This is a genomic window from Haloarchaeobius sp. FL176 (genome assembly GCF_024609245.1).
GTDB lineage: Archaea > Halobacteriota > Halobacteria > Halobacteriales > Natrialbaceae > Haloarchaeobius.
On sequence record NZ_JANJYH010000002.1, the window covers coordinates 330,200 to 352,398 of the forward strand.

25 protein-coding genes are annotated in these 22,199 nt (G+C 67.7%); 4 read left to right on the forward strand and 21 right to left on the reverse strand.

Features of this window, described 5'->3' with window-relative positions; genetic code table 11:
- Positions 1-16: 16 nt before the first annotated feature.
- The gene (locus NO978_RS04860) at positions 17-625 is read right to left on the reverse strand and encodes a molybdenum cofactor biosynthesis protein B (RefSeq protein WP_257298404.1); all 609 of its coding nucleotides are present in this window, start codon (positions 623-625) and stop codon (positions 17-19) included.
- A gap of 89 nt (positions 626-714) precedes the next feature.
- On the opposite strand from NO978_RS04860, the gene NO978_RS04865 reads away from it, so the two are divergent.
- Together NO978_RS04865 and NO978_RS04870 are read left to right on the forward strand one after the other, a co-directional pair.
- Complete coding sequence (locus tag NO978_RS04865) at positions 715-1,755, forward strand: zinc-binding dehydrogenase (protein ID WP_257298405.1); 1,041 nt, start codon at positions 715-717, stop codon at positions 1,753-1,755.
- Positions 1,745-2,074 (forward strand): hypothetical protein, encoded by a 330-nt coding sequence (locus NO978_RS04870; protein WP_257298406.1) that lies wholly within the window; start codon positions 1,745-1,747, stop codon positions 2,072-2,074. The genes NO978_RS04865 and NO978_RS04870 overlap by 11 nt, the downstream gene beginning before the upstream one ends.
- Here NO978_RS04870 and NO978_RS04875 read toward each other — a convergent pair.
- The 4 genes from NO978_RS04875 to NO978_RS04890 form a co-directional block, all read right to left on the reverse strand.
- The gene (locus NO978_RS04875; RefSeq protein ID WP_257298407.1) at positions 2,071-2,385 is read right to left on the reverse strand and encodes a hypothetical protein; all 315 of its coding nucleotides are present in this window, start codon (positions 2,383-2,385) and stop codon (positions 2,071-2,073) included. The two genes, NO978_RS04870 and NO978_RS04875, sit on opposite strands and share 4 nt — an antisense overlap.
- 94 nt (positions 2,386-2,479) lie before the next feature.
- Complete coding sequence (locus NO978_RS04880) at positions 2,480-3,058, reverse strand: NUDIX domain-containing protein (RefSeq protein ID WP_257298408.1); 579 nt, start codon at positions 3,056-3,058, stop codon at positions 2,480-2,482.
- 169 nt (positions 3,059-3,227) lie between these two features.
- Positions 3,228-3,494, reverse strand: a complete 267-nt coding sequence (locus tag NO978_RS04885) for a hypothetical protein (protein ID WP_089733242.1) — start codon at positions 3,492-3,494, stop codon at positions 3,228-3,230.
- Positions 3,495-3,660: 166 nt separating this feature from the next.
- Positions 3,661-4,074, reverse strand: a complete 414-nt coding sequence (locus NO978_RS04890; protein ID WP_257298646.1) for an Lrp/AsnC family transcriptional regulator — start codon at positions 4,072-4,074, stop codon at positions 3,661-3,663.
- A gap of 104 nt (positions 4,075-4,178) precedes the next feature.
- Between NO978_RS04890 and carA the strand changes: the two genes are divergently transcribed.
- Complete coding sequence (carA, locus tag NO978_RS04895) at positions 4,179-5,243, forward strand: glutamine-hydrolyzing carbamoyl-phosphate synthase small subunit (RefSeq protein ID WP_257298409.1); 1,065 nt, start codon at positions 4,179-4,181, stop codon at positions 5,241-5,243.
- Between the two features lie 83 nt (positions 5,244-5,326).
- Here the strand turns inward: carA and NO978_RS04900 are convergent, their stop codons facing one another.
- The 14 genes from NO978_RS04900 to NO978_RS04965 form a co-directional block, all read right to left on the reverse strand.
- The gene (locus NO978_RS04900) at positions 5,327-6,058 is read right to left on the reverse strand and encodes an NAD(P)H-binding protein (RefSeq protein WP_257298410.1); all 732 of its coding nucleotides are present in this window, start codon (positions 6,056-6,058) and stop codon (positions 5,327-5,329) included.
- A 70-nt stretch (positions 6,059-6,128) separates the two neighbouring features.
- A complete protein-coding gene (locus NO978_RS04905; protein WP_257298411.1) occupies positions 6,129-6,419 on the reverse strand; it encodes a hypothetical protein in 291 nt (96 codons plus the stop codon).
- A 192-nt stretch (positions 6,420-6,611) separates the two neighbouring features.
- Complete coding sequence (locus tag NO978_RS04910; protein WP_257298412.1) at positions 6,612-7,595, reverse strand: PrsW family intramembrane metalloprotease; 984 nt, start codon at positions 7,593-7,595, stop codon at positions 6,612-6,614.
- A gap of 91 nt (positions 7,596-7,686) precedes the next feature.
- The gene (locus NO978_RS04915; protein WP_257298413.1) at positions 7,687-8,286 is read right to left on the reverse strand and encodes a plastocyanin/azurin family copper-binding protein; all 600 of its coding nucleotides are present in this window, start codon (positions 8,284-8,286) and stop codon (positions 7,687-7,689) included.
- Positions 8,283-8,936 carry a hypothetical protein gene (locus NO978_RS04920; RefSeq protein WP_257298414.1) on the reverse strand — a complete coding sequence of 218 codons (654 nt, stop codon included), beginning with the start codon at positions 8,934-8,936 and terminating at the stop codon, positions 8,283-8,285. Before NO978_RS04920 ends, NO978_RS04915 begins: the two co-directional genes overlap by 4 nt.
- Entirely contained in the window at positions 8,933-9,922 is a 990-nt protein-coding gene (locus NO978_RS04925) for a (2Fe-2S)-binding protein (RefSeq protein WP_257298415.1), read from the reverse strand. The genes NO978_RS04920 and NO978_RS04925 overlap by 4 nt, the downstream gene beginning before the upstream one ends.
- Complete coding sequence (locus NO978_RS04930) at positions 9,919-11,478, reverse strand: methyl-accepting chemotaxis protein (protein ID WP_257298416.1); 1,560 nt, start codon at positions 11,476-11,478, stop codon at positions 9,919-9,921. Before NO978_RS04930 ends, NO978_RS04925 begins: the two co-directional genes overlap by 4 nt.
- A 123-nt stretch (positions 11,479-11,601) precedes the next feature.
- A complete protein-coding gene (gene carB / locus NO978_RS04935) occupies positions 11,602-14,940 on the reverse strand; it encodes a carbamoyl-phosphate synthase large subunit (RefSeq protein WP_257298417.1) in 3,339 nt (1,112 codons plus the stop codon).
- Positions 14,941-15,146: 206 nt separating this feature from the next.
- Positions 15,147-15,383, reverse strand: a complete 237-nt coding sequence (locus tag NO978_RS04940; RefSeq protein ID WP_257298418.1) for a hypothetical protein — start codon at positions 15,381-15,383, stop codon at positions 15,147-15,149.
- 75 nt (positions 15,384-15,458) lie between these two features.
- On the reverse strand, positions 15,459-15,989 hold the full coding sequence (locus NO978_RS04945; RefSeq protein WP_257298419.1) for a DUF5815 family protein: 531 nt from the start codon (positions 15,987-15,989) through the stop codon (positions 15,459-15,461).
- 45 nt (positions 15,990-16,034) lie between these two features.
- Positions 16,035-16,298 carry a hypothetical protein gene (locus NO978_RS04950; protein ID WP_257298420.1) on the reverse strand — a complete coding sequence of 88 codons (264 nt, stop codon included), beginning with the start codon at positions 16,296-16,298 and terminating at the stop codon, positions 16,035-16,037.
- A 50-nt stretch (positions 16,299-16,348) separates the two neighbouring features.
- Positions 16,349-16,756, reverse strand: a complete 408-nt coding sequence (locus NO978_RS04955; RefSeq protein WP_257298421.1) for a hypothetical protein — start codon at positions 16,754-16,756, stop codon at positions 16,349-16,351.
- Positions 16,757-16,817: 61 nt separating this feature from the next.
- On the reverse strand, positions 16,818-17,054 hold the full coding sequence (locus tag NO978_RS04960) for a hypothetical protein (RefSeq protein WP_257298422.1): 237 nt from the start codon (positions 17,052-17,054) through the stop codon (positions 16,818-16,820).
- A gap of 105 nt (positions 17,055-17,159) precedes the next feature.
- Complete coding sequence (locus NO978_RS04965; protein WP_257298423.1) at positions 17,160-18,413, reverse strand: NAD(P)/FAD-dependent oxidoreductase; 1,254 nt, start codon at positions 18,411-18,413, stop codon at positions 17,160-17,162.
- Positions 18,414-18,529: 116 nt separating this feature from the next.
- Here NO978_RS04965 and NO978_RS04970 point away from each other — a divergent pair, with 116 nt between their 5' ends.
- Positions 18,530-19,120 (forward strand): DUF6149 family protein, encoded by a 591-nt coding sequence (locus NO978_RS04970; protein ID WP_257298424.1) that lies wholly within the window; start codon positions 18,530-18,532, stop codon positions 19,118-19,120.
- Between the two features lie 101 nt (positions 19,121-19,221).
- Here NO978_RS04970 and NO978_RS04975 read toward each other — a convergent pair whose 3' ends face one another.
- Positions 19,222-20,238, reverse strand: coding sequence for a PQQ-binding-like beta-propeller repeat protein (locus NO978_RS04975; protein ID WP_257298425.1), 1,017 nt, complete (start codon positions 20,236-20,238; stop codon positions 19,222-19,224).
- Between the two features lie 313 nt (positions 20,239-20,551).
- The gene (locus tag NO978_RS04980; RefSeq protein ID WP_257298427.1) at positions 20,552-21,937 is read right to left on the reverse strand and encodes an NAD(P)/FAD-dependent oxidoreductase; all 1,386 of its coding nucleotides are present in this window, start codon (positions 21,935-21,937) and stop codon (positions 20,552-20,554) included.
- Positions 21,938-22,199: the final 262 nt, after the last annotated feature.

The following is a 22,199-nucleotide window of genomic DNA, read 5'->3' on the forward strand; positions in this document are numbered from 1 at the left end:
CCCGCCAGGCTTCGGCTCAGTCGGAGCGGCGCGCCAGCCCGACCAGATGCGGTGCCTCGGGGACGACGAGCTCCGCGACGCCGAGGCGCACCGCCGCCTCGCTCCCCGGGAGACAGCAGACGAGCACGCCCTCGTCGACACCGGCCATCGCCCGCGTCGCGATGGCCCGGGTGCCGATCTCCTCGTGTGAGCGCCGCCGGAACAGCTCGCCGAAGCCGGGGAGCTCCTTGTCGAGCAACGGCTCGACGGCCTCGACGGTCACGTCGTCGGGCGTGACCCCCGTCCCGCCGGTCGTGACCACGAGGTCGACGTCCTCTCGGTCGGCGAGTCGGCCGACCGTTCCCTGCACGCTGTCGTACTCGTCGGGGATGAGTTCGCGGACGGTGACCTCGTGGCCCTCGTCGGTGAGGAGGGACTCGATGCGGTCGCCCGAGGGGTCGTCGTCCAGTGTCCGCGAGTTCGACACCGTGACGACCGCGACACCGAGCCTGTGCTCGTCGTGCTGATGGTGGTGGTCGTGGTTGTCGTCGTCGTGGCCGTGACTGTGTCCGTCGTCGTGACTGTGACTGTCGTCGTGGCCGTGTCCCTCATGGTCGTCGTGGTCGTCCTCGGCGTGTTCGCTCATGTCCGGCGCGTTCCGGCGGCGGCGGCATAGCTCTTGTCCGAGTTGCCCGCGTCGGCACGCTTTTGCCCGCGCCACGAGTCACCACGCGCATGAAGGCCGTCCAGTTTACCGAGCACGGCGACGCCGACGTCATCGAGTACGACGAGTATCCGACGCCGGAGCCCGACGACGACGAGGTGCTGGTCGACGTGAAGGCCGGCGCACTCAACCACCTCGACGTGTGGACCCGGCGGGGGCTGCCGGGGATCGATCTCGAGATGCCACACGTCCCGGGAAGCGACGCTGCGGGCGTGGTCGAGGCGGTCGGCGCGGACGTGTCACGCTTCGAGCCCGGCGACCACGTCGCGGTCTGGTCCGGCATCGCGACGGGCGAGGACGAGTTCACCCGGAAGGGCGACCCGACGCTGTCACGGAGTTTCAAGGTCATCGGCGAGCATCTCCCGGGCGTCCACAGCGAGTACACGACGCTGCCCGCGGAGAACCTGGTGCCGGTGCCGGACGAGGTACCCTGGGAGACGGCGGCGGCTGCACCGCTCGTCTTCGGTACCGCCTGGCGGATGCTCGTCTCGCGCGGTGACGTAACGGCCGGCGAGTCCGTGCTGGTGCTCGGTGCCTCCGGCGGCGTCGGTCACGCCGCCGCCCAAATCGCCGACTACGCGGGGGCGGAGGTGTACGCGACCGCGAGCAGCGAGGAGAAGCTCGACTACGCCCGGGACTGTGGCGCGGACCACGTCTGCAACTACGAGGAGGAGCGTTTCGCGACGTGGATTCGCGAGGAAACCGACGGCCGCGGCGTCGACGTGGTCGTCGACCACGTCGGCGAGGAGACGTGGGAGGACTCGCTGAAGTGCCTCGCCCCCGGCGGCCGGCTGCTCACCTGCGGGGCGACGACGGGGCCGAACGCGGAAACGAACGTCAACCGGGTGTTCTGGAGCCAGCTGGAGATCATCGGCTCGACGATGGCGACGCCCGGCGAGGCCGAGACGGTCCTCGAACTGGTGTGGGACGGCACGTTCGAACCCCGCATCCGGGAGACGCTCCCGATGAGCGAGACGGGCCGGGCCCACGAACTGCTGGAGAATCGTGAGGGCTTTGGGAAGGTGGTCGTAATTCCGGACAGTGAGCTCTGACGCCGACACGAAGGAACGGGCGGACGACGGACGCGGGACACCCACCATCGACGGCGCCGACGCGGCGGCGGGCGACGGTGACGACGAGGGCTACGTCCACCGGCCGGCCGACGGCGTCCACCCGGAGGCTGTCGACCGTGAGTGGGACTGGCGCGGCTGGGTGGTCGTCGCCGTCGTCGCCTTCTCGTTTCTCGTGATGCCGGTCGTCATCCTCTATCGGCCGCCGTCGCTGCCGTACTGGGTCGCACTGCTCGCGTTCCCGATGCTGCCGGCGCTGTTGCTCGGACTCGTCGCGGTCTGGGGGACGACGCGGCCCTAGCTCAGCGGCACCCGGCCGAAACTCGCCTCGAGCTGGTCGACGATGGCCTTGGCCTGGGCGACGTCCGACGCCGGCGTCGAGTCTCGCTCCGCGTACTCTCGTAGGTCACGCCGCAGCCGCCACGCTTCGAACGTCGTCAGTGCCGGGTCACCGGCCTCGAGCTTCCGGGCGATGCTGAGCGCCCACCAGGGCTGTGGGTCGTCGTCGTCGTGCCCGGTGAGTCGCTCGACCATCACGTGGTGGACGAGCCACAGTTCGCCGCGGGAGAGCGACAGGTCGGCCGTTTTCGGTTGCTTGCGTGCTGACGACATCTGTGGATGGGCACCTCCGGAAGAAACTACGACCCACCCCGACATAATCCTTGCTACGTGTTAACACATATTCTGCAGGGGTCCGTCCGGGCGCTCAGTCGAAGTCGCGGCGCATCGCGATCTCGAACCAGGGACAGAGCCGGAGCTGCCGGTAGAACTCCGGATTGTCGTGGAGATGCTCGTAGGGGACCCACATCAGACCCTCGACCTCCTCCGGGTCGGGGTCGAGCGTGGCGTCGGTCAGCGTGATCTTCAGCACGGCACAGACTTCGTGCTCCACGCCGGCGTTCTCGAAGTAGCGCTTGTACTCGAAGCGGTCCGTGAGCTGGACGGAGTCGTACTGCTCGGGCGTGATGCCGAGTTCCTCCTCCAGTCGCTCGCGGGTCGCCGCCTCCTGGCTCTGCCCCTCGACGGGGTGAGAGGCGACCGTCCCGTCCCACCAGGTGCCCCACAGCCGCTTCTCGGCGGCGCGCTGTGCGAGCAGGATGTTCCCGTCCTCGTCGAAGACGAGCGACGTGAACGCGCGGTGACGGATGCCCTCACCGGTGTGGGCGTCCAGCCGGTTGACGAGCCCCTGTTCGTTGTCGTCCGGGTCGACCGCGATGACCTCCTGTCGCGCGTTCTTGTGCGCGGTGTCGTTGGCCGCGCCGTCGGACGGGTCAGACGTGCTCATGGCTCTACAATCGAGTACCCTGCTAAAATGGACTTCGACTCGTCACGGGACACCACCAGCCGCCGGTGACTCCCGGCGGCGCCGCTATCCGGAACCGCGTGCCCGAGCCGCACGCCACTGCCGCAGCCCGCTCCCCTGGAATGACCACCCAACCCCTAGTTCGTGCCGTTTACGCCTCTGATTCGACCGTCTGCGCCATCAGCGACTTGATGCCGCCGTACAGCCCGAGCACGGCAGCGCCACTGAAGAAGCCCCCGATGGCAGTCACCAGCCGGACGTCCTGCGGAATACCGAACGCCGTCGGCCAGAGCGTGATCCAGAACGTGAACAACAGCACCATCTGAGCGAGCATCATCATCACGAACGCTGCGCCCGTGTCGACACTCGCCTCTAATTTGACATCTTCTTCACCGAACCGTTTGCTGGGGGTGGCCATGTGAACCAGCTAGCGGTACCGTTGGTTACCGGATATAGTTATCTGTTGGTTGCCTACCAGAACCACGTTGGTATAAAGTGTTTGTGGCCAGCGCTCCCGACAGAACCGACAGACAGCGACGGGGTATAATCGCGTCATACCGTGTGGCAACGAGGCGTTACTACCGTCAGCCGAGCCGTTCGTCGAGGATGAGCCGTGTCTTCGTCGAGACGACTTCCTCCATCTCGCGGGCCTGGGTGATGAGGTCGTTCACCCCCTGCGTGTCGGCACAGTCGACCACGAGCACCACGTCCTCCTCCCCGGAGACCTGCCAGACGAAGTCCACCTCGGTCCAGTCGGCCATCCGCTCGGAGATTCGGGTCGTTTCGACGTCCATCGCGACGCCGATCTCGATCATCGCCTTCACGTTGCCCGTGCGCGTGGCGACGGTGAATCGTTCGATGACGTCGTCTCCGGTCATTCGTTCGACCCGGTTGCGGACCGTCCCCTCGCTGGTACCGACCTCCTCGGCGATCTCGGTGTAGGGCGTTCGGGCGTCCCGCCGGAGGATGTTCAGTATCTCGCGGTCGAGTTCGTCCATGGAGGTGGTCATCTACCACCGGGGCGCACTTGATGATTACGAAATTCGTAACGAAGTTTCGAAAGCAAGGTTTATTGACTTGGCAACATACGTACTTCGTAACGATGGACGCCTACGTAGCACTGGAGGGCGGCCACGTGGTCGAGGCACGTGGTCGGGCTCCGGGCACAGCAAACGGCGAACTGGTTTTCACGACAACGTACACGGGATACGAGGAGAGCCTCACGGACCCGTCGTACGAAGAGCAGATACTCACCTTCGCGTACCCGCTCATCGGGAACTACGGCGTGCGCCCGGAGCGCTTCGAGTCCGACCGGGTCCACCCCCGCGCCGCGGTCACTCGCGAGATGACCGACGACGTGGCGGAGTGGCTCGCCGAGGAGGACGTGCCGGCGGTCGACCACATCGACACGCGTGACCTCGTCACCGACATCCGCGAGGAGGGAGCGATGGCCTGCGGCATCGCCGTCGGTGACGACGTCACCCCCGAAGATGCGCTTGCGGAGCTCGAGGACTGCGTGCCGATGAGCGACCACACGGATATCGGCGCACAGGTGTCCGTCGCCGAGCCCGTCGTCCACAACGCCGAGAGCGACGGCGCGACGGTCGCACTCGTCGACTGCGGCGCCAAGCAGTCCATCGTCGACTCGCTGGTCGAGCGCGGCGCGACGGTCCACGTGCTTCCCTACGACGTGACGGCCGACGACGTGGCCGAAATCGACCCGGAGCTCCTGTTCATCTCGAACGGCCCGGGCGACCCGGAGAACTTCGACGCCGCGGTCGACCTCGTGGACACCTACGTCGGCGAGGTGCCCATCGCGGGCATCTGCCTCGGTCAGCAGATCGTCGCCCGCGCGCTCGGCGGGACGACCGAGAAGATGGACTTCGGCCACCGTGGCGTCAACCAGCCCGTCCGCGACTACGACAGCGGGAAGGTCGTGATGACCACCCAGAACCACGGCTACACTGTCGCCGACGCGCCCGAGGCGCTCGAGGTTTCGCAGATCAACGTCAACGACGGCACGCCGGAGGGCCTCGACAGCGAGGACCTCGACATCATCACGCGGCAGTACCACCCCGAGGCCAATCCCGGCCCGCACGACTCGCTCTCCTTCTTCGACGACGTGCTCGGGATGACCGCCTCGAAGCGAACCATCGTCGCCGACTGAGCGGGACGTAGGCGTCCCACACCGTTCTATCGCCCAGACCGAGGAGCGGCGGCTCGGGCGTCGGCAGGACCCCTGTCACACCCCTACGACGGGATGGAGTAGCCGGAGCGGCGCGCGACCAGCCCCGCCTCGGGGCCGCGCCACTCGAAAGCCACGCCCTCGTGGGTCGGCGACGCGACCTCGGCCACCTCGAACGTCCGGTTCCTGGCCTCCGGCGTGGTGAGTGCGGCGACCATCACCCACGCAAGGTCCGGTCGGGGGATTCGCCCCGCGACGGTGTTCTCTCCCTCGCTCGTCGCTACCGACCCGGTCCCCTCGCGGTCGGTCGTCCGCCCGGTCCGCAGGATGGTGTGCGGGACGCCGGCGTCACGGAGGTAGCGCTCGGTGGCGTCGAGCGCACGGATGAGTCTGTACTTCAGCAGTCTGACGGGGAGCACCATGCCGCTGTGTGAGTCGCCGACACCGACCTTCGAGTGGAGGACCACGTACGGGCGGTCGGCACTGCTCGCGGCGTCGACGAGGTTCCTGATGCCGACGCCAGCCTCGAGTTGACCGACGACGTGGGAGAGGCCGGTGTCCCTCACACTACAGCAGATAGCGTCGACGTCGCTGACCGCACCGTCGAGTCCCTGGCCGGTGGTCAGGTCCGCGACGCAGACCTCCGCTGCGCCGGCCCGTCGTGCGGAGGCTTCCCGGTCGCGGTCGGTGACGAGCGCGCGCACCACGTAGTCGGTGTCAGCGAGGTAGTTCACGAGTGCCCGACCGACCGGTGTCGAGGCGTCGGCGACCAGCACGCGGTACGATTCGTGCGACACGTTGACACCCTACGCACTGGTGTGAGTAAAACGTTCCGCGCAACCAGTTGGTCAGTTCCGAAACGGCTGTTCAGTCGCCGAACTCGCCGCGTGTCGACCGACGGTTCTGGTGGCCCTCGTGGTGCTCCCGTGTCGGCGGGTGGACGTAGAGCGCGTCGACGACCACGATGCTGCTGACGACGCCCGCCGCCGCGATGAACAGGTGGAGCGGCAGCGCGGTTGCGACCCAGGCGGCGGCCGCCGTGAGCCACAGGAGCGGAATGACGCCGAGCACGAGATCGTACCGAGAGACCGAACCGAGTACTGTCGACGGTCGAACGGGCGATTCGACGTCCACGTGGTCGGTTTCAGTCCGCTTCATCGTCATCACCTCGTGTGGAACTACGCTAGCACCGATTGTAAAATTTTGGCCTGAAACCACGGGGGAACCGCCACCGAATACACTTCGAATCCATTTCGAAGCTACAAATATTATTCTAAAATAATATCGCACACGGACCCCCAGTCGCAATCGGGTGTCCTCCGGGTGTGACCGTCGCTGCGGTGCGGCGACCTACCCGTTCGCGTGGGTCGCACCGGCCCGGTAGTGGCGGTTGTACTTCGAGAGCTTCCGGTAGAGCACGTAGCCGACGGCACTCTCGAAGGCGAACACGAAGGCGATGAAGCCGAGGCTGCCGCCGACGAACGGGGCGGCCCCGAAGTCGACGATGCTGACGATGGTGTTGTACGTCGCGTGGATGCCGGCCGCGATGAGGAGCCCCTTGACGACGATTGGGCCCCAGTGGTCGTCGCTGAACTTCGCGAGCCCGAGGTAGTAGCCCGAGATGGCGGAGTAGAGCACGTGGCCCGGGCCGACGAACGAGCGGGCAGTCGCCGTTTCGACTGCGCCGGCGAGGCTCGCACTCGTCGAGACGGAGCCGGCCTGGATGACCGCCTGCGTGATGTAGAGCGCGTTCTCGATGGTGGCGAAGCCGAGTCCCGCGACCGCACCGTACACCGCGCCGTCGATGACGGCGTCGAACTGGTCGCCGTTGTAGGCGTAGACGCGGACGGAGAGCCACTTCACGGTCTCCTCGACGGGGCCGACGACGAGGAAGAAGAACACGACGAGCGTGACGGGGAACAGCGGCGTGCTCGGCAGCGCGGCCGCGATGACCGACCGCAGCGCGGAGTTCGCCACCGCGGCGAAGCTCGCGAACAGCACCGACAGCAGGAACGTCACCGCGAGCGGCCCCATCGGGTCGCGCCCGGTCGGGTTCGTCCGCCAGATGGCCCCGACGATGACGAGCGCCGGCAGGATGGACCCGGCCGTGAGTATCCCGAGCGTCGGCCGGACGGTGATGCCGTAGACGACCAGCCCGAGCTGGGCGGTGAACGTCGCCAGCGCGAGCAGGACGACCGCCCAGTGTGCGCTCCGGACGATGCCGCCGTAGACGAGCACGGCGAACCGGTCGAGACGTGTCCGTGGTTCCCAGCTCGTTACCTCGTACCCACCATCCGTGGCGACCTCCCTGTCGCCGTCGCCCCCGTCCGTCATCTGTCAGCGACGGTAAGACGTGATGCGTGTAGTAGGTGCGGCCAACGTACGTAGCCCATCGAGAACTGGCCGCGACGCCGTCTCGCGGTTCCTACTCGACCTCGAACGAACCCTCCAGGCCGAGCGTCTGGTGGGGCGCACAGTAGTACTCGTACCGCCCGCTCGCCTGGAACGTGTGGGCGTGCAGGTAGCCCTCCCCGTAGGTGTCCGAGGCCGTCCCCGGCGTCCCGGTCCAGTCGGAGTCGTCGGGTTTCTCGCGGACACGGACGTTGTGTCCGGAGCTCCGCCACACCCAGTGGACGGTGTCGCCGGCCGCGACGGTGAACGTCTCCGGCGCGAAGCTGAATCCGTCCGCAGCGACATCGACGACGAGCTCCGGCTCGCGCTCCTCGGCCGGCACGCTGGTCGTCGTCGGGGCAGCGGGCTCCGTCGCCGTCGGCTCCGTCCCCGCCGTCGTCTGTGGACTCTCGGTCGCGTCGGTCCCGGCTGTCGTCGAACCCGGCGTCGACGTAGCTCGGGTCGTCCCCGCACCGCCCGGCTCGTCACCGCTGCCACGGCGCTCCGGCCCCCAGGGGTTCGAAAGACAGCCCGCGGTGGCGACGGCGGCAGCGAGGGCCGCCCCAGTCGTCCGGAGCAGGTCGCGTCGGCTCCGCTCTCGACCGGCGGCCGAGTTGCGCTCGTCGCGGCTCACGGCTTCTCCTCCGTGCCCGCGGTGCGAACGTCGCGGAACTCGTAGCCACCGCCGACCGTCTGGTCGTCGCCGGCACCGCCACGGCGTGCGTCGACCAGCAGCGGGACGGCGTGGACGACGCCGGTCGCGGCGAACGCCCAGTCCGGCACCGTCGTCGGGAACAGCACGGCCGCGAGCAGCACGAGCCCGGCGGTCAGGCTGCCGACCAGGTACGCCGCACGGCTCCGGTGAGTGGCGACCACGCCGGTGACGAGGTAGCCGACCGCGAGCACGACGGGCCACGGCGTCCACAGCAGCGTGCGCGCCAGCTCCGGCGACGACACCAGCCCGTAGACGACCGCCGCGTCGAGTACGAGCGCGGTGGCGACGAGCGCGACCCACAGCCACAGCAGCGGGGTATACCGTACGGTCCGCGCACCGGCGACCAGGCCGAGGCCGACCATCGTGGCCGTCGCGGCCGCCCAGAAGCCGACCACGACGACGGTACCCTCGACGCCGACCACCTCGAGCGCGAACCCGGGACGGCCGGCGACGAACTGAGTCAGCGCCCAGCCGAGGAGGCCGAGCACGCCGCCGAGCGCGAGCAAGGCGTCGATACCGAGCCCGTCGCGCATCGTCTCGTCGGTCTGAGCGGCATCGGTGTCCATCATCGCCCGTCACCTCCGGGGAGCGCGGCGTAGTCGTAGGTGCCCGCGTACTCCGCGTCGGTGACGGGCACCGGTTCGGGCGGCTCGTCGTCGGTCGCGTCGCGCTCGTCGTCTACCGCCACCTCCTCGACGTGCTGGCCCCAGAGCCCCCGGTGCTTCTCGACGGTCACGTCGCCCTGCACGCGGGTCTGGCAGGCGAGCCGGAGCCCGCTCGCCTCGTCGTGTGGGGGGAGACCCAGCCGGCGCTGTTCGCGGGACTCGGGCTCGCTCACCTCGCCGTCGACGGCGACGGCGCAGGTGCCACAGAGGCCGTTGCCGCCGCAGTTGGCGACTTGGGCCACGTCGTTGTGCGGCGAGTGGCCCTCGGCCGCGAGCAGCACCGAACGCAGGCGGTCGCCCACCTCGCAGGTGACCTCGCGGCCCTCGAACCGGACGGTCGGCGTCCGCCGGAAGGTCGGGCTCCGGCCGTCGTAGACGAGGTCGATGGCCGTCGTCATCCAGCAGCCGTCGTACTTGCCGTCGGACTGGCGGCCGACGGTGAACTCGTAGGTGCGGTCGCCGGCGGGATGGCGAGCGAGGACAGCCTGCGTGAACGTCTCGTCGTCGCGTTCGGTGGGGCCGCGCTCGACCGCGTCCGCGCCGACGAGCCGGTCGTAGATGGGACCGAGCAGCGTCGTCGCGAACCCGTCGAGCGACCCGTGGGCCGTCCGGAAGGCCGGTGCCGAGAAGTCGAACAGGGTCCGCACGCTGTCGGGGACCGCACCGTCGGCCCGGGCCGCTGCGACGTCGACGTCGGCCGCGGCCAGCGCGTCGAGCTGTGCCCGGACCGCGTCTGCGGGCCCGATGTCGGGCGATGGACCGACCCGGGAGGCGAGCGGGTCGTCGTCGCCGGCACCGACCTCGCCCGTCGAGGCGTCGGCACCACCGGTCGCGTCGCCCGGCCCCGTGGTCTCGTCGCTGTCCGGCGTCGGGCCGACCTCGCCGGTCATCGACGACCCTCCACCGCGGTACCGGGCTTCGAGTCCGGCGACCGCACCGTGAACTGCTCCAGCGCGCGTTCGAGCTTCCCGGCGCTCTCGGCGAGCCAGTCGACGCGCTGTTCGATGGCACCGATGACCGTCTCCTGCTCTCCGGCGGTCGCCGCCACCTGCGAGGCCTCCGTCGCGGTCTCCGCACCGATCTCGCGGACCCGCTCGACGTTCGAGCGCATCTCGGCGACCCGTTCCGTCTGGGCGTCGGTCGCGGCGTCGATGCGTGCCGCGTCGGCGGCCGTCTCGTTCACCACGTCCTCGACCGCGTCGAACGCGCCCAGCGCCGACTCGATGGTGTCGGTGCCGCGCTCGACGGCGGCCTGCGTGCGCTCTATCTCCGAGAGCGCCGACGCGGTGTCGGCCTCGACGGACCCGAGTGCGTCCTCGATCTCGGCCGCAGCGGCCTCGGTGTCGTTCGAGAGCGTGCGTATCTGCCTGCCGAGGTGGGTCATGCTGCCGTCGTCGTTCGACTTCTTCGCCTCCAGCTCGGTGTTCATCGCGAGGTGCTCGGTCTGCTCGGTGAGGTCACGCACCTTGTCGGCGAGGTCGGACACGTCCGCGACTGTCCGGGAGAGCGACTCTATCTCGTCGACCGAAGACGCCGTCCGCTCCTCGATTGTCTCGACGGCGTCCAGTGCGTCGGTCGCGGCGGCCGCACCCTCGTCGGTCGCGGCGGCGGCCGCCTCGGATTTCTCGGCCACGGTCTCCGCGCGGCCGGCGACGGCCTCGACGCGGTCGACGAGGCCAGCCATCGCAGCCGCGGTCTCCGCCAGCTGGGCGTGCTGGCTGTCGACGCCCTCGCTGATGGACCGCGTCGCTTCCGTCACCTCGACGGTACCCTCGCGAGCCGTGGTGGCGTTCTCGTCGGCCTCGCGGGCGGCGTCGGCGACGGACTGGGAGAACGCCCGTACCTCGGCGACCATCGTCTCCATCTGGCCCATCATCCCGTTGAAGCTCGTCGCGAGCGCGTCGAACTGCGGGACGCCCGTCTCCTCGTCCATCCGGCCGGTGAGGTCACCGCGACGGGCCGCAGACAGCGTTCTGGTCTGTGCGGTCGCCGTCGTCGCCAGCTCGCGGTTCAGCGACTCGACGGTGTCGACCTGGGACGCGAGCTGGTCGCGCAGCTCGGCGACGCTCCAGGCCAGCTGGCCGACTTCGTCCCGGCGTGTCGGCTCGAACGAGGTCTCGAAACGGCCGGTCTCGGCGACCTGGCGCGTCTCCCGGTCGAGGTTCCTGACCCCGCCCACCACCGACCGTTCGACCAGCGCGAGCGCGACGACGTTGCCCGATACAACGACAGCAAGTGCCAGGATGCCGCCGCGGTAGATCGCCTGTGCTTCGCCGTACGTGGTCGCGAGGTGGACGGTCGCCTGCCACACCGCGACCGTGACCACGGCGACTGCGACGAGCGTGGACACGGCCGCCGCGGCCACGAACTTCCCCGTCAGCGACGCCCGTGGGTCGACGCCCCGGCGGAGCCGTCGTCTCGTCCCTCGAAGTACCCCAGTTACCATGGGCGTACCTGAACGTATTAGTTAAAGTGAATTTTCCCAGTTCCGTACCAAATTGGCACCAAATAGCGGCGCCTGCGGGCGAATTCGAGAACCGGACCCGACATCGAGACGGCAGGTGTCCGTTCAGCCCCAGCGCTGCTGGGTCCGCGGACGGTCCTGGACCGGCAGCACTTCGAGGTCGCCCTCTTTCGCGGCCAGCCCCTCGAGGAACGCCTCCGTAGAGGCCTCGGTGGAGAGGTACGCGACCTCCTCCTCGACGGCAGTCTTCAGCGCGTCGACGTCGTCGCTGACGACGAGGTCGACGGTACCCTCGATGATGGCGGCCTCCACGTCGTCGAACTCGCGTACGTCGAAGTACTCGTCGTAGCCGTCGACGTCGAGGTCGACGACGGCGACGCCGCCGGGCTCGATGGCGTTACCGGCGGCGTCCTGGGCCTTCCAGTAGGCCATCCCGAACGTGCTCGCGGTGCCCATGACCTCGCCCGTGGACTTCATCTCCGGGCCGAGGCGCGGGTCCGAGTTCGGCAGGCGGTCGAACGGCAGGACGACCTCCTTCACCGAGTAGTGCGTCGGCACCTGCTCGCTCACGTCGAGGTCGGCGAGCGTCTCGCCCGCCATGACCTTCGCCGCGAGCTTCGCGATCGGGACGCCCGTCGCCTTCGAGACGTACGGGACGGTGCGGGAACTCCGGGGGTTCGCCTCCAGCACGTACACCTCGCCATCTTTGACGGCGAGCTGGACGTTCATGAGGCCGACCGTGTCGAGCGCGTCGGCGATCTCCTCGACGACCTCGCGGACCCGTTCCGCCGTCGCGTCGTCGAGCGAGCGCGGCGGGATGACGCAGGCCGAGTCGCCGGAGTGGACGCCGGCGGACTCGATGTGCTCCATGATACCACCCAGGAGTACGTCCTCGCCGTCGCTCACGGCGTCGACGTCCAGCTCGATGGCGTCCGCGAGGAACTCGTCGACGAGGATGGGCTTGTCGGGTGAGACCCGCACCGCCTCCTCGATGTACTCCTCGAGCTCGGCGTCGTCGTTGACGATGCGCATCGCACGCCCACCCAGCACGTAGCTTGGGCGGACCAGGACGGGGTAGCCGAGGTCGCGGGCGAGTTCGAGGGCTTCTTCCTCGCTGGTCGCGCTTCCGCCCTTCGGCTGGGCGATGCCGCGCTCGTCCATGAGCCGGTTGAAGCGGTCGCGGTCCTCGGCGAGGTCCATCGCCTCGACGGCGGTGCCCATGATGTCGCACTCGATACCGCGGCGTTCGAGTTCGTCGGCGAGCGGCTCGCCGATGTCGACGGAGGTCTGGCCGCCGAACTGGATCATCGCGCCGTCCGCGGCGGTCACCTCGATGACGTCGGCGACCTCCTCGGCGGTGATCGGTTCGAAGAACAGCCCGTCGGAGGTGTCGTAGTCCGTCGAGACGGTCTCGGGGTTGTTGTTCACGACGTGGGCGTCGATGCCCAGCTCCTCCAGGGCCTGCACCGCGTGGACCGAGCAGTAGTCGAACTCGACGCCCTGTCCGATGCGGATGGGGCCACCGCCGACGACGACGACGCTCTCGGCGTCGCGGTCGACCTGCAGTTCGCCCGCCGCGGCCTCGGCCCCCTCGTAGGGCCCGGAGAACCACTCGGGCTTGCGCGAGGAGTAGTAGTACGGCGTGGAGGCCTCGAACTCGCCGGCGCAGGTGTCGACCTGCTTGTAGGTACGGCCCGGCACGTCGGCCTCGACCTGCCCGACGCCAGCACGCGCCGCCGACACCGGGACCCCTTCGTCGGTAGTCTCGACGTCCGCGCCGCCCGCGGCCTCGGCGCCGGCATCGCCCGCGACAGCCTCGGGCGGGTCGGTCGCCTCGGCGGTCCGCCACGCGCCGCGTGTCTCAGGCAGCCACGTGAGGCTGCTGTCCTCGAAGACGTTGCCGGCGAGCGCCGAAATCTCGGCGTTGGTGAAGCCCGCGGTCGCGGCGGGCGTGAACTCGCCGTCGACGACCTCCTTGCTGGCTTCGACGATGCGCTTGAAGCGCTCGACGTACCACTCGTAGATGCCGGTCGCCGCGACGACCTCGTCCACCGAGAAGCCGCGCTCGAACGCCTCGAACATCGCGTACGGACGGTCCGGGCTCGGGCGTTCGAGGTACTGCTCGGTCAGCTCGTCGTCGTCCAGCTCTCCGAAGTCCTCGGCGGGGTCGTACTCGGAGCTGCGCAGCGACTTGAGCAGGCTCTCCTCGAACGTGCGGCCGATGGCCATCGCCTCGCCGGTGGACTTCATCGCGGTCGAGAGCGTGAAGTCGGTGTCCTCGAACTTGTCGATGGGCCAGCGTGGCACCTTCGTCACGACGTAGTCGATGGCCGGCTCGAAGGCCGCCGTCGTCTCGCCGGTGATCTGGTTGTCGATCTCGTGGAGGCGCTTGCCCAGCGCGACTTTCGCCGTCACGCGGGCGATGGGGTAGCCCGTCGCCTTCGACGCGAGGGCCGAGGAGCGGGAAACGCGGGGGTTGACCTCGACGACGCGGTACTCGCCGCCGGGCGTGCCGTCGTCGTGCCAGGCGAACTGGATGTTACAGCCACCCTGGATGCCGAGCTCGCGGATGACCTCGAGCGCGGCGTCGCGCATCTCCTGGTGGCCGTCGTCGGGGATGACCTGCGAGGGCGTGACGACGGTGGACTCGCCCGTGTGGATGCCCATCGGGTCGAGGTTCTCCATGTTGCAGATGATGATACAGGAGTCGTCGGCGTCGCGCATGACCTCGTACTCCAGCTCGACCCAGCCGGCGATGGACTCGGTGATGAGCACCTCGTCGTTCCGTGAGAGGCGCAGACCCTTGCGCACGCGGCCCATGAGTTCGTCCATCTCGTGGACGACCCCGGAGCCGGAGCCGCCGAGCGTGTACGTCGTGCGTGCGATGACCGGGAGGCCACCGACCGCGTCGACGGCGTCCTCGACGCGCTCGACGAGGTCGGCCTCGGTGAGCGCGCTGACCGACTCGTCCTCGTCGAGCGAGATGGTCGTCGACGCCGGGACGGGCTGGCCGATCTTCTCCATCCGCTGGCGGAAGAGGTCGCGGTCCTCCGTCGCGTAGATGGTGTCGAGCGGCGTGCCCATTATGTCCACGTCGTACTCCTCGAGGATGCCCTCCTCGGAGAGCTCCGCGGTGACGTTGAGCCCGGTCTGGCCGCCGAGGCCGGCGATCACGCCGTCGGGCCGTTCCTTCCGGATGATCTCCGCGATGGCATCGGTCGTGATTGGCTCGACGTACACCTTGTCGGCCATCTCCGGGTCCGTCATGATGGTCGCCGGGTTCGAGTTGACGAGGACGACTCGTGCGCCCTCCTCCTGCAGTGCCCGGCACGCCTGCGCGCCCGAGTAGTCGAACTCGGCGGCCTGCCCGATCTGGATGGGACCGCTGCCGATGAGAAGTATCGTGCGTCCGTCGCCGGTGTCGTCCGGTGTCCCGCCGGTCATGGTTGTCTGTCGGTATCCAGTTCGTACATCGTAATAAGCGCCACGATGCACTACGAGAAACGTAACGCCGTTTCGAAATTCGAACCCGGGGCGTGGTGCCACGGGACGTAGCCGCTGCTCGACGGTCGCTGTCAGACAAACCGGTCGAGAACCGCCGTCGCTACTGGTCGCCTGTCATACGAACCACCCGTCGCGTCGGCACGAGTTCACCCCGACGCGTCCGAGGTCTGGACCCGATACCGGTACGGCTGTGACCGGATTACCTCCACCTCACCAGCCTCCGCGTGCCGGCCGAGCACCGTCGCGACGCGGTGCGGGCTGTCGATCTCGATGTCGTGGTCCTCGAGGAGTTGGACGATCTCGCGGGCTGACAGGGGCTCGTCGGCGTCCGCCTCCGCGAGAACGGTGCGTATCCGTTCGAACTCGCTCTGGCGGGTATGCATGTATGCTGTACACGGTCTCCGAGTGCATAAAACGGCGTCAGACGGGTGTTAGACAATCACAGCCGCCGTCTCGGTTCAGAGCGCGCGGTCGCCCTCGCTCTCGAAGTCGCGCTGCTCGCGGTACGCCTCGACGAACTCGCCCACGTCGAACTCGAGCATCTGGCGCTCGAACTCGGACATGGCACCGTCGTCGTCGCTGTGGCTGATGGCGTGCTCCATCAGCTCGACGACCAGTTCGACGACGATCTCGTGCAGTCGCCGGTCGTCGAAGTCGGTCAGCCAGATCATCGAGCTACCGACGGTGCCGTCGTCGGACACGTCCGCGCTGGCGACTCGTTCGGGGAACTCCTCCATCACGATGCCCATGATGTGGACCGTCCCGAACTCGTCGAACTCGTCGGCCGGCTCGATGGTGGCCCGCAGCACCTCGACGAGCGACTCCGGGAAGAACCGCGACGGCGGATGGACGTCCATCACGACGGCGTACCGTTCGCCGTCACGCACGTACTCCCGCATCCCGAGGTCGATCTCGCCGACGTCGACCGTCGGACCGTCCGGTAGCGACAGCTCCGTCCCGGACCCGCCGGGGACGCGTGGCTCGGTCATACGGGTCTCTCGGCGTTCCGAAAGGAAAAGTGGCGCGCTCTGGGCTTACGCTTCGTCGGTTTCGTCGTTTCCGGCTTCAGCTTCGTGGTCCTCCTCCTCGGGTTCTTCGGCCTCCGCTTCGTGGTCTTCTTCCCCATCCTCGGATTCCTCGTCGTCTTCCTCGACTTCGACCTCCACCTCGACCTCGATCTCGACGCCGTCGGCCTCCAGCTCGGCCTCCGCGGTGCGTGTGTCGCCGACTTCGATCTCGAGTTCGTCCCGGTCGACTTCGACCTCTACCTCGACGTCTACGGAGATGTCGTCTCCCATACATCGACCGACACCGCCAGTCGTAATAAAAGCAGATGTTGACGGGTCGCCTACGGCCAGTCGTCCCGCACCGGCTCCTCCGACTCCTCCTCGGTCTCGGGCTCGCCCATCTCCCAGCCCGCGGCGTCGGCGGCGTCCGCGACGGGGAGGTACTCCCAGCCGACCTCGTCGGCGAGGGCCGCGTCGTCGTCGGTGGTGCCGACGAAGACGTGGCGGTCGGTGTCGAACTGCTCGCCGACGCTCTCCAGGCTCTCGCCCTTGCCGCGCGGCCCCGAGAAGAAGTCCTGCCGGATGCGGTTCTTCCGGGTGAAGTTCGTCACGACGTAGGTCGGTTTGTCGGAGACGACACCGACGTACTTGCTCCAGCGCCGTGCGTCGTCGAACACCGTCTCGGGGTTCGCGAGACGCTCCAGCGCGGAGAGTTCGAGCGCCAGCGTCATCGTGCCGTCGCCGTTCATGCGAGACCCTCGCCTCGGAGCGCTGAAAACGATGTCGATTGGAAGAGGGTCGGGTACTCGGCTATCGGACCGTGACCCGGAAGTAGGCAGTGTGGACGATGATCTCGCCGTGTTCGAAGGGTACCTCCTCGGCGGGTTGTACGTTCACTGTGTCGCCGTCGACGAGTCTGCGGAACTGGTCGAACGCCTCGTCGTCGAGCTGGTCGACGTGGCGGAGCGCCGTCGCGTCTGCAGGAACCGGTTCTACCTCCCGTGCGCTGAGGTGAACGTGCTGTCCAGAACTGGTGCCAACTGCCATGAGTCATGGCAACGTATGTCATGGTACAGCTTAAATGTTCGCCTACCGGACCTGAAAGTCGGTGGGCGGCACCGCCGAGTCGAGAAACGGGTGTCGTCGCCGTGGCTACTGCTCCTGTGCTGCCGCGTCGAGCATCTCCATCTCGAAGTCCTCCTCGATCAAGAGGTCCTTCTGCCCCTCGAGGTCGCGCTCCTCGCGGATGATACGCTTGAACGCGGACTGGAGCTTGAGATTGCCGATGAGGACGCCACCGATGAGCTTCCCGTTCTTGAAGGTGAGCCGCCGCCACTCGGTGTCGGAGTACTTGCGCTCGCGGTCGTCGTCCCCGATGGTCGGGTGCCCGAAGGAGACGAACGGGAGGTCCTTGAAGTGCGAGATGGAGTACGAGGAGACGTGGCGGAACTCCTCGGCCTCGCCGTCGGCCGCGGTCATGTTCTTCGCGGCGACCGCGCCCTGCTTCTTCGCGGAGTCCCAGGAGCCGTTCTGGGCGTGCTCCTCGAGGATGACGTCGTAGAACCGCGTGATGTCGCCGGCCGCGTAGATGTCCTCTGTGTTGGTCTCCATGAACTCGTCGACGACGATGCCGTCGTCGGTCTCGATACCGCTGCCCCGGAGGAACTCGGTGTTGAAGTCGAGCCCGATGGAGACGCCGACGAACTCGCCCTCGAACTCCTCGCCGTTGGGGTCGACAGCGCCCGTGACGTGGCCGTCGTCGTCCGTGACGAAGTGGTCGACGCCGGACTGGAAGACGGGCTCGACGTCCAGCTCGCGAAGCGCGTCGTGGATGATGCCCGCACCGTCCTCACTGAGCGCGTAACGCCACCAGCAGTCGCCGCGCATGAGGTAGTTCGCCTCGATGCCGCGGGCGCCACAGATGGCCGCGAAGTCGATGCCGAGCAGGCCGGCGCCGACGACGATGCCCTGCTCCGACTCCTCGGCGTGGTCGGCGATGCTGCGGGCGTCTTCGAACGTCCAGAAGTGGTGGACGCCGTCGGCGTCGGAGTTGTCGACGGGGAGCTGTCGCGGGGTGCCACCGGTCGCGACGAGCAGCGCGTCGTACTCGTAGTCGTCACCCTCGTGCGTGTGGACGACGTGACCGTCCGGGTCGATGTGGGTGACGTGCGTGTTCAGTTCGAGGTCGATGTCGCGCTCCTCGTACCACTCCTCGTCGTGGAGGAACAGCGGGTCCTCCATCGGGATCTTCCCCTTTGCGTACTCCTTGATCAGGATGCGATTGTAGAGGGTCTCACCCTCGTCTGTGATGACGGTGATGTCGGCATCGGGTGACTCCTCCCGAAGTGTCTTCGCCGCGGACCCACCGGCGATACCATCGCCGATGATGACGTACGACTCGGTCATGTCCCGAGGGTTTGGTGCGGGGGTTAAAGTGGATTGCTATCTTCGCAAACGTTCGAATCGTTGTTGGCGAGGGCCACGGCGAGACGTTCTTGGTGGTCCACTCCCAACCGCCCGGCATGAAGATACGCCAGAACGTCAAGCACTTCGCCTTCAAGGCAGCGCTGACGGCCCCGGTCGTCGGCGACGTGGCGAACGACAAGCTGGTCGACATGCACACCGGTATCTTCCTCGACCGGGCCGACGAGCTCCACCGCGAGGAGCGGCGCGAGCACCTCGACGGCTTCTTCGACGCGACGATGGACACCTACCTCGCCGCGCTCGACTACATGCCCGAGGCGGAGGCCCGCGAGATCACCCACGTCCAGGCGAACTTCGACTTCTACAACCACGGCTGGACCGAGATGATGGAGTTCCCGGCCGACGAGCTGGAGGAGCACTACGAGCGCTATCGCGACTTCTTCACGGACTACGGCATCACCATCGACGACCCGCTCGGCGAGTTCACGCCCGCGGACGGCGTCGCCGAAGCGCCCTCGACGCCGGAGAAGCTCGACGACCCGGAGCACCCCCACGCCGAGGGCGGCTTCGCCGACGACGTGTACGTCGAGACCGACGACGGCGAGGTCGTCATCGGCGGGCAGGACGAACCCGAGGATATCTCGCCGGAGGACGCGCCCGGCGTCGACCCGGACGAGGTCGAGGGCTGAGACGGCGAAGGAACGTTCCGGCTCGAGCGGCCGATGGAGCGCTTCAGAGGGTATCGGACCTGCAGGGTGGCGCTCTTGAGCCGGCGGTGCGACGGACGCGCCTACTGCTCACCCAACGCGTAGAGGTAACTATCGTGACTTCCAACGAAGACGATGCCGTCCGCGACCGCGGGCGACCGCACTCGGTCATCGGTTTCGAAGACCCACGTCTGGTCGCCGGTATCCGCGTTCACTGCGTACAAATTCCCGTCGTAACCGCCGACGTAGACCGTGCCGTCCACGACTGCCGGTGACGACCCCACGGAGCCGTCTGTCTCGAATCGCCACTGTTGCTCGCCCGACTCGGCATCTACCGCGTAGAGGCTGTTGTCCAGACTACCGACGTAGACCGTGTCGCCGGCGACCGCCGGTGAGGAAGCGACAGACCCTCCGGTCTCGAAGAACCACTCCTGCTCTCCCGACGCTGCATCGACCGCGTACAGGTTCCCGTCGTAACTCCCGATGTAGACCGTGCCATCGACGACTGCCGGCGACGAGAATGCACCCTCGATCTGTTCGAACACCCACTGCTGGTCGCCACTCTCGGTGTCCAGCGCGTACAGGTCCGTCTGTGATCCAGCGACGTAGACCATCCCGCCGGCGACCGCCGGCGATGAATACATGCCGCTGCCCACGTCATAGCCCCACTGCTGAGTACCGGTCGTCCTGTCTATCGCGTGGAGAGTCTCGTTACTGCCGACGTAGAGCACGTCACCCACTACTGTCGGCGACGGTGACACGCTGCCGTCCGTTTCGAACACCCACTCCTGGTCACCTGTGTCCGCGTTCACTGCGTAGAGCCCCGAGTCAGTACTGCCGACGTAGACGACACCGTCCGCTACTGCAGGCGAAGAGAACGTACCGGCGATCGATTCGAAGACCCACTCTTGCTCGCCCGTAGCTGAATCCACTGCGTACAGCCTGGTTCGACTGTTCCCCACGTAGACGGTCCCGTCCACGATTGCCGGCGCCGTACTCACACCCCCGTCCAGCTCGAAACTCCATCGCTGGGTACTGTCGGCCGGAGGGCCGGTTCTGTCGCCGACCGAACCGCTGTTAGCGTGGTCGTAACGGAACATCGGCCACCCACCTCGCTCAGCGGCGGCGTCCGTCCCGGTCGACGACTCCGTTTCGGTGGGTGACGCTGCCTCAGTGGACGGGTCTCGGTCCGTCGTGGAGTTCCCCGCTGTCGTCGTCTCCTCGACGGCGGTGCTACAGCCTGCGATTCCGACGGTCCCGACGACTCCGAGCGTGCGAAACCACCCCCTTCGTGTTGTCTTCTTCACATGTTGTCCAGGCGACTCCGGCCAGGTTACTCTTTGGTCGCAGCAGTCGGCCCTCGCTTCGGGCTGGCAGACAGAGTGGCACCGGTCGTCGTCTCTCGAGCGTTGCTCAGAACTTCTCGTCGATACGGTCCGCGCACTCGAACCCGGCGAGGATGCCGCCGTTCAGCGACCGCTCGGGGTACTGCGCGCGGCTCGCCATCCCGGCGTAGTAGACGCCCTCGGCCACCTCGTCGGCGAGGTCGTAGGGGACGACCATGTCGAGGTAGCCGCGCTCGTAGACCGGCGCGGCGCGGGGGTTTCTGGAGATACGCACGTCCTCGACCTGTTCCTCGTCGAAGTCGGGGAACATCTCGCCGATGTGCTCCAGCCATCGCGTCTCGACCTCGTCGTCGTCGGCCTGCCAGAGCCACTCCTCGGGCGACTGCACGTAGCTCGCGACGTACAGCAGGTGGTCGCCACCGTAGCGCTCCGGCGGGACGAAGTTCGTGTGCTCGATGAGCGCGCCGAAGGGGGCGTCGTGGGCGACGTTCAGCCAGTACGTCTCCGACATGAGCGACTCGGAGAGCGTGACGACCGCACAGACCGCTCCCTGGAAGTCGATGTCGCACTCGAAGCCGGTGAGGTCTTCGAGGACGTTCGGCATCGCGGCGACGACGAGCGCGTCGAGGTCCTGTGTCTCGCGGCCGTCGGCGGTCTCGACGGTGACGGACTCGACCGCGGCGGACGCCGTGGTGTCCGGACCACCCTCGGCCGTCACCGCCCCGCCATCGGCCGTCGCGGAGCCGCCATCGGCGGTCTGGAGGTCGACGACGCGAGCACCGGTCTGGACGTTCTCCCGACCCACGCCCTCGATGAGCGCGTCGATGAGGACCGCGAAGCTGCCGTCGAAGTAGCCCAGCTGTTCGCCCTTCAGGAGGTCGCGCTCGCCGCGGAACTTGATGCGGCCGAGCAGCCACGCGGCCGACACCTCGTCTTTCCGGTCGCCGAACTTCGCGTCCAGCAGCGGTTCGAAGAAGTTCTCGTAGACGCCTTTCGTCGTGTGCCCGACGAGGAACTCGCGGATGGGGACGTCCTCGTAGGCTTCGAGGTCGTCGTAGGTGTCGAAGCTCGGCACCCCGCCCCGGACGTCGATCTCCATCGTGAGCATCCCGAGCCGGAACTTGTCGTAGAGGCTCATGTGGGGGTAGGCGGCGATCTCCCAGATGGTGTTGAGAGGGTGGACGACGCCGTCGACGTAGTAGCCGTCGTTGCCGTAGATCCACTCGACGTGGTCGCCGACGCCGAGGTCCGCGGCCAGCTCGACGATGGCCTCCTCGGACTTCGAGAGGTGGTGGTAGAACTTCTCGATGGGGTCGCCCGATGTCTCGTACACCGCAGCGAGGCCGCCGAGGTCGTCGCTCGCCTCGAAGACGCGCACGTCGTGGCCGTGGCGCTGGAGGCGGTACGCCGCGGCGAGCCCCGCGATGCCACCGCCGACGATGCCGACTGTCATGCTTCGTGGTCGGACACCGGGGGCGATGTGTCTTTTGGATGCCGGTGGGCCGGTTCGCGGCCGGCTCTGAAGTTTACAAATATGGTGGACCACCGCGGGCGGCGAAGTGTTTTTACAGATTCACCGGCAATCGGCTAGCAGTGACGCAGCCGACCCACCGCGTCCCGACGAACCGCCGTATGCCCCCCGCGTGAGCTGTGCGTGGGGATGGACGGCGGCCCGGGTCGGTCATACGACTGTTTGCTGCCGCACTGAACTCCCG

Bases quoted from the DNA above. Each gene is read 5' to 3' on its own strand.
- NO978_RS04920 (WP_257298414.1), bottom strand. From the start codon at position 8,936: ATGATGGACACCGATGCCGCTCAGACCGACGAGACGATGCGCGACGGG.
- NO978_RS04905 (WP_257298411.1), bottom strand. From the start codon at position 6,419: ATGAAGCGGACTGAAACCGACCACGTGGACGTCGAATCGCCCGTTCGA.
- NO978_RS04890 (WP_257298646.1), bottom strand. From the start codon at position 4,074: ATGGACGAACTCGACCGCGAGATACTGAACATCCTCCGGCGGGACGCC.
- NO978_RS04975 (WP_257298425.1), bottom strand. From the start codon at position 20,238: ATGTTCCGTTACGACCACGCTAACAGCGGTTCGGTCGGCGACAGAACC.
- NO978_RS04945 (WP_257298419.1), bottom strand. From the start codon at position 15,989: ATGACCGAGCCACGCGTCCCCGGCGGGTCCGGGACGGAGCTGTCGCTA.
- NO978_RS04965 (WP_257298423.1), bottom strand. From the start codon at position 18,413: ATGACCGAGTCGTACGTCATCATCGGCGATGGTATCGCCGGTGGGTCC.
- NO978_RS04925 (WP_257298415.1), bottom strand. From the start codon at position 9,922: ATGACCGGCGAGGTCGGCCCGACGCCGGACAGCGACGAGACCACGGGG.
- NO978_RS04980 (WP_257298427.1), bottom strand. From the start codon at position 21,937: ATGACAGTCGGCATCGTCGGCGGTGGCATCGCGGGGCTCGCCGCGGCG.
- carA (WP_257298409.1), top strand. From the start codon at position 4,179: ATGGACGCCTACGTAGCACTGGAGGGCGGCCACGTGGTCGAGGCACGT.
- NO978_RS04930 (WP_257298416.1), bottom strand. From the start codon at position 11,478: ATGGTAACTGGGGTACTTCGAGGGACGAGACGACGGCTCCGCCGGGGC.
- NO978_RS04880 (WP_257298408.1), bottom strand. From the start codon at position 3,058: ATGAGCACGTCTGACCCGTCCGACGGCGCGGCCAACGACACCGCGCAC.
- NO978_RS04940 (WP_257298418.1), bottom strand. From the start codon at position 15,383: ATGCATACCCGCCAGAGCGAGTTCGAACGGATACGCACCGTTCTCGCG.
- NO978_RS04885 (WP_089733242.1), bottom strand. From the start codon at position 3,494: ATGGCCACCCCCAGCAAACGGTTCGGTGAAGAAGATGTCAAATTAGAG.
- NO978_RS04950 (WP_257298420.1), bottom strand. From the start codon at position 16,298: ATGGGAGACGACATCTCCGTAGACGTCGAGGTAGAGGTCGAAGTCGAC.
- NO978_RS04860 (WP_257298404.1), bottom strand. From the start codon at position 625: ATGAGCGAACACGCCGAGGACGACCACGACGACCATGAGGGACACGGC.
- NO978_RS04865 (WP_257298405.1), top strand. From the start codon at position 715: ATGAAGGCCGTCCAGTTTACCGAGCACGGCGACGCCGACGTCATCGAG.
- carB (WP_257298417.1), bottom strand. From the start codon at position 14,940: ATGACCGGCGGGACACCGGACGACACCGGCGACGGACGCACGATACTT.
- NO978_RS04910 (WP_257298412.1), bottom strand. From the start codon at position 7,595: ATGACGGACGGGGGCGACGGCGACAGGGAGGTCGCCACGGATGGTGGG.
- NO978_RS04960 (WP_257298422.1), bottom strand. From the start codon at position 17,054: ATGGCAGTTGGCACCAGTTCTGGACAGCACGTTCACCTCAGCGCACGG.
- NO978_RS04875 (WP_257298407.1), bottom strand. From the start codon at position 2,385: ATGTCGTCAGCACGCAAGCAACCGAAAACGGCCGACCTGTCGCTCTCC.
- NO978_RS04955 (WP_257298421.1), bottom strand. From the start codon at position 16,756: ATGAACGGCGACGGCACGATGACGCTGGCGCTCGAACTCTCCGCGCTG.
- NO978_RS04970 (WP_257298424.1), top strand. From the start codon at position 18,530: ATGAAGATACGCCAGAACGTCAAGCACTTCGCCTTCAAGGCAGCGCTG.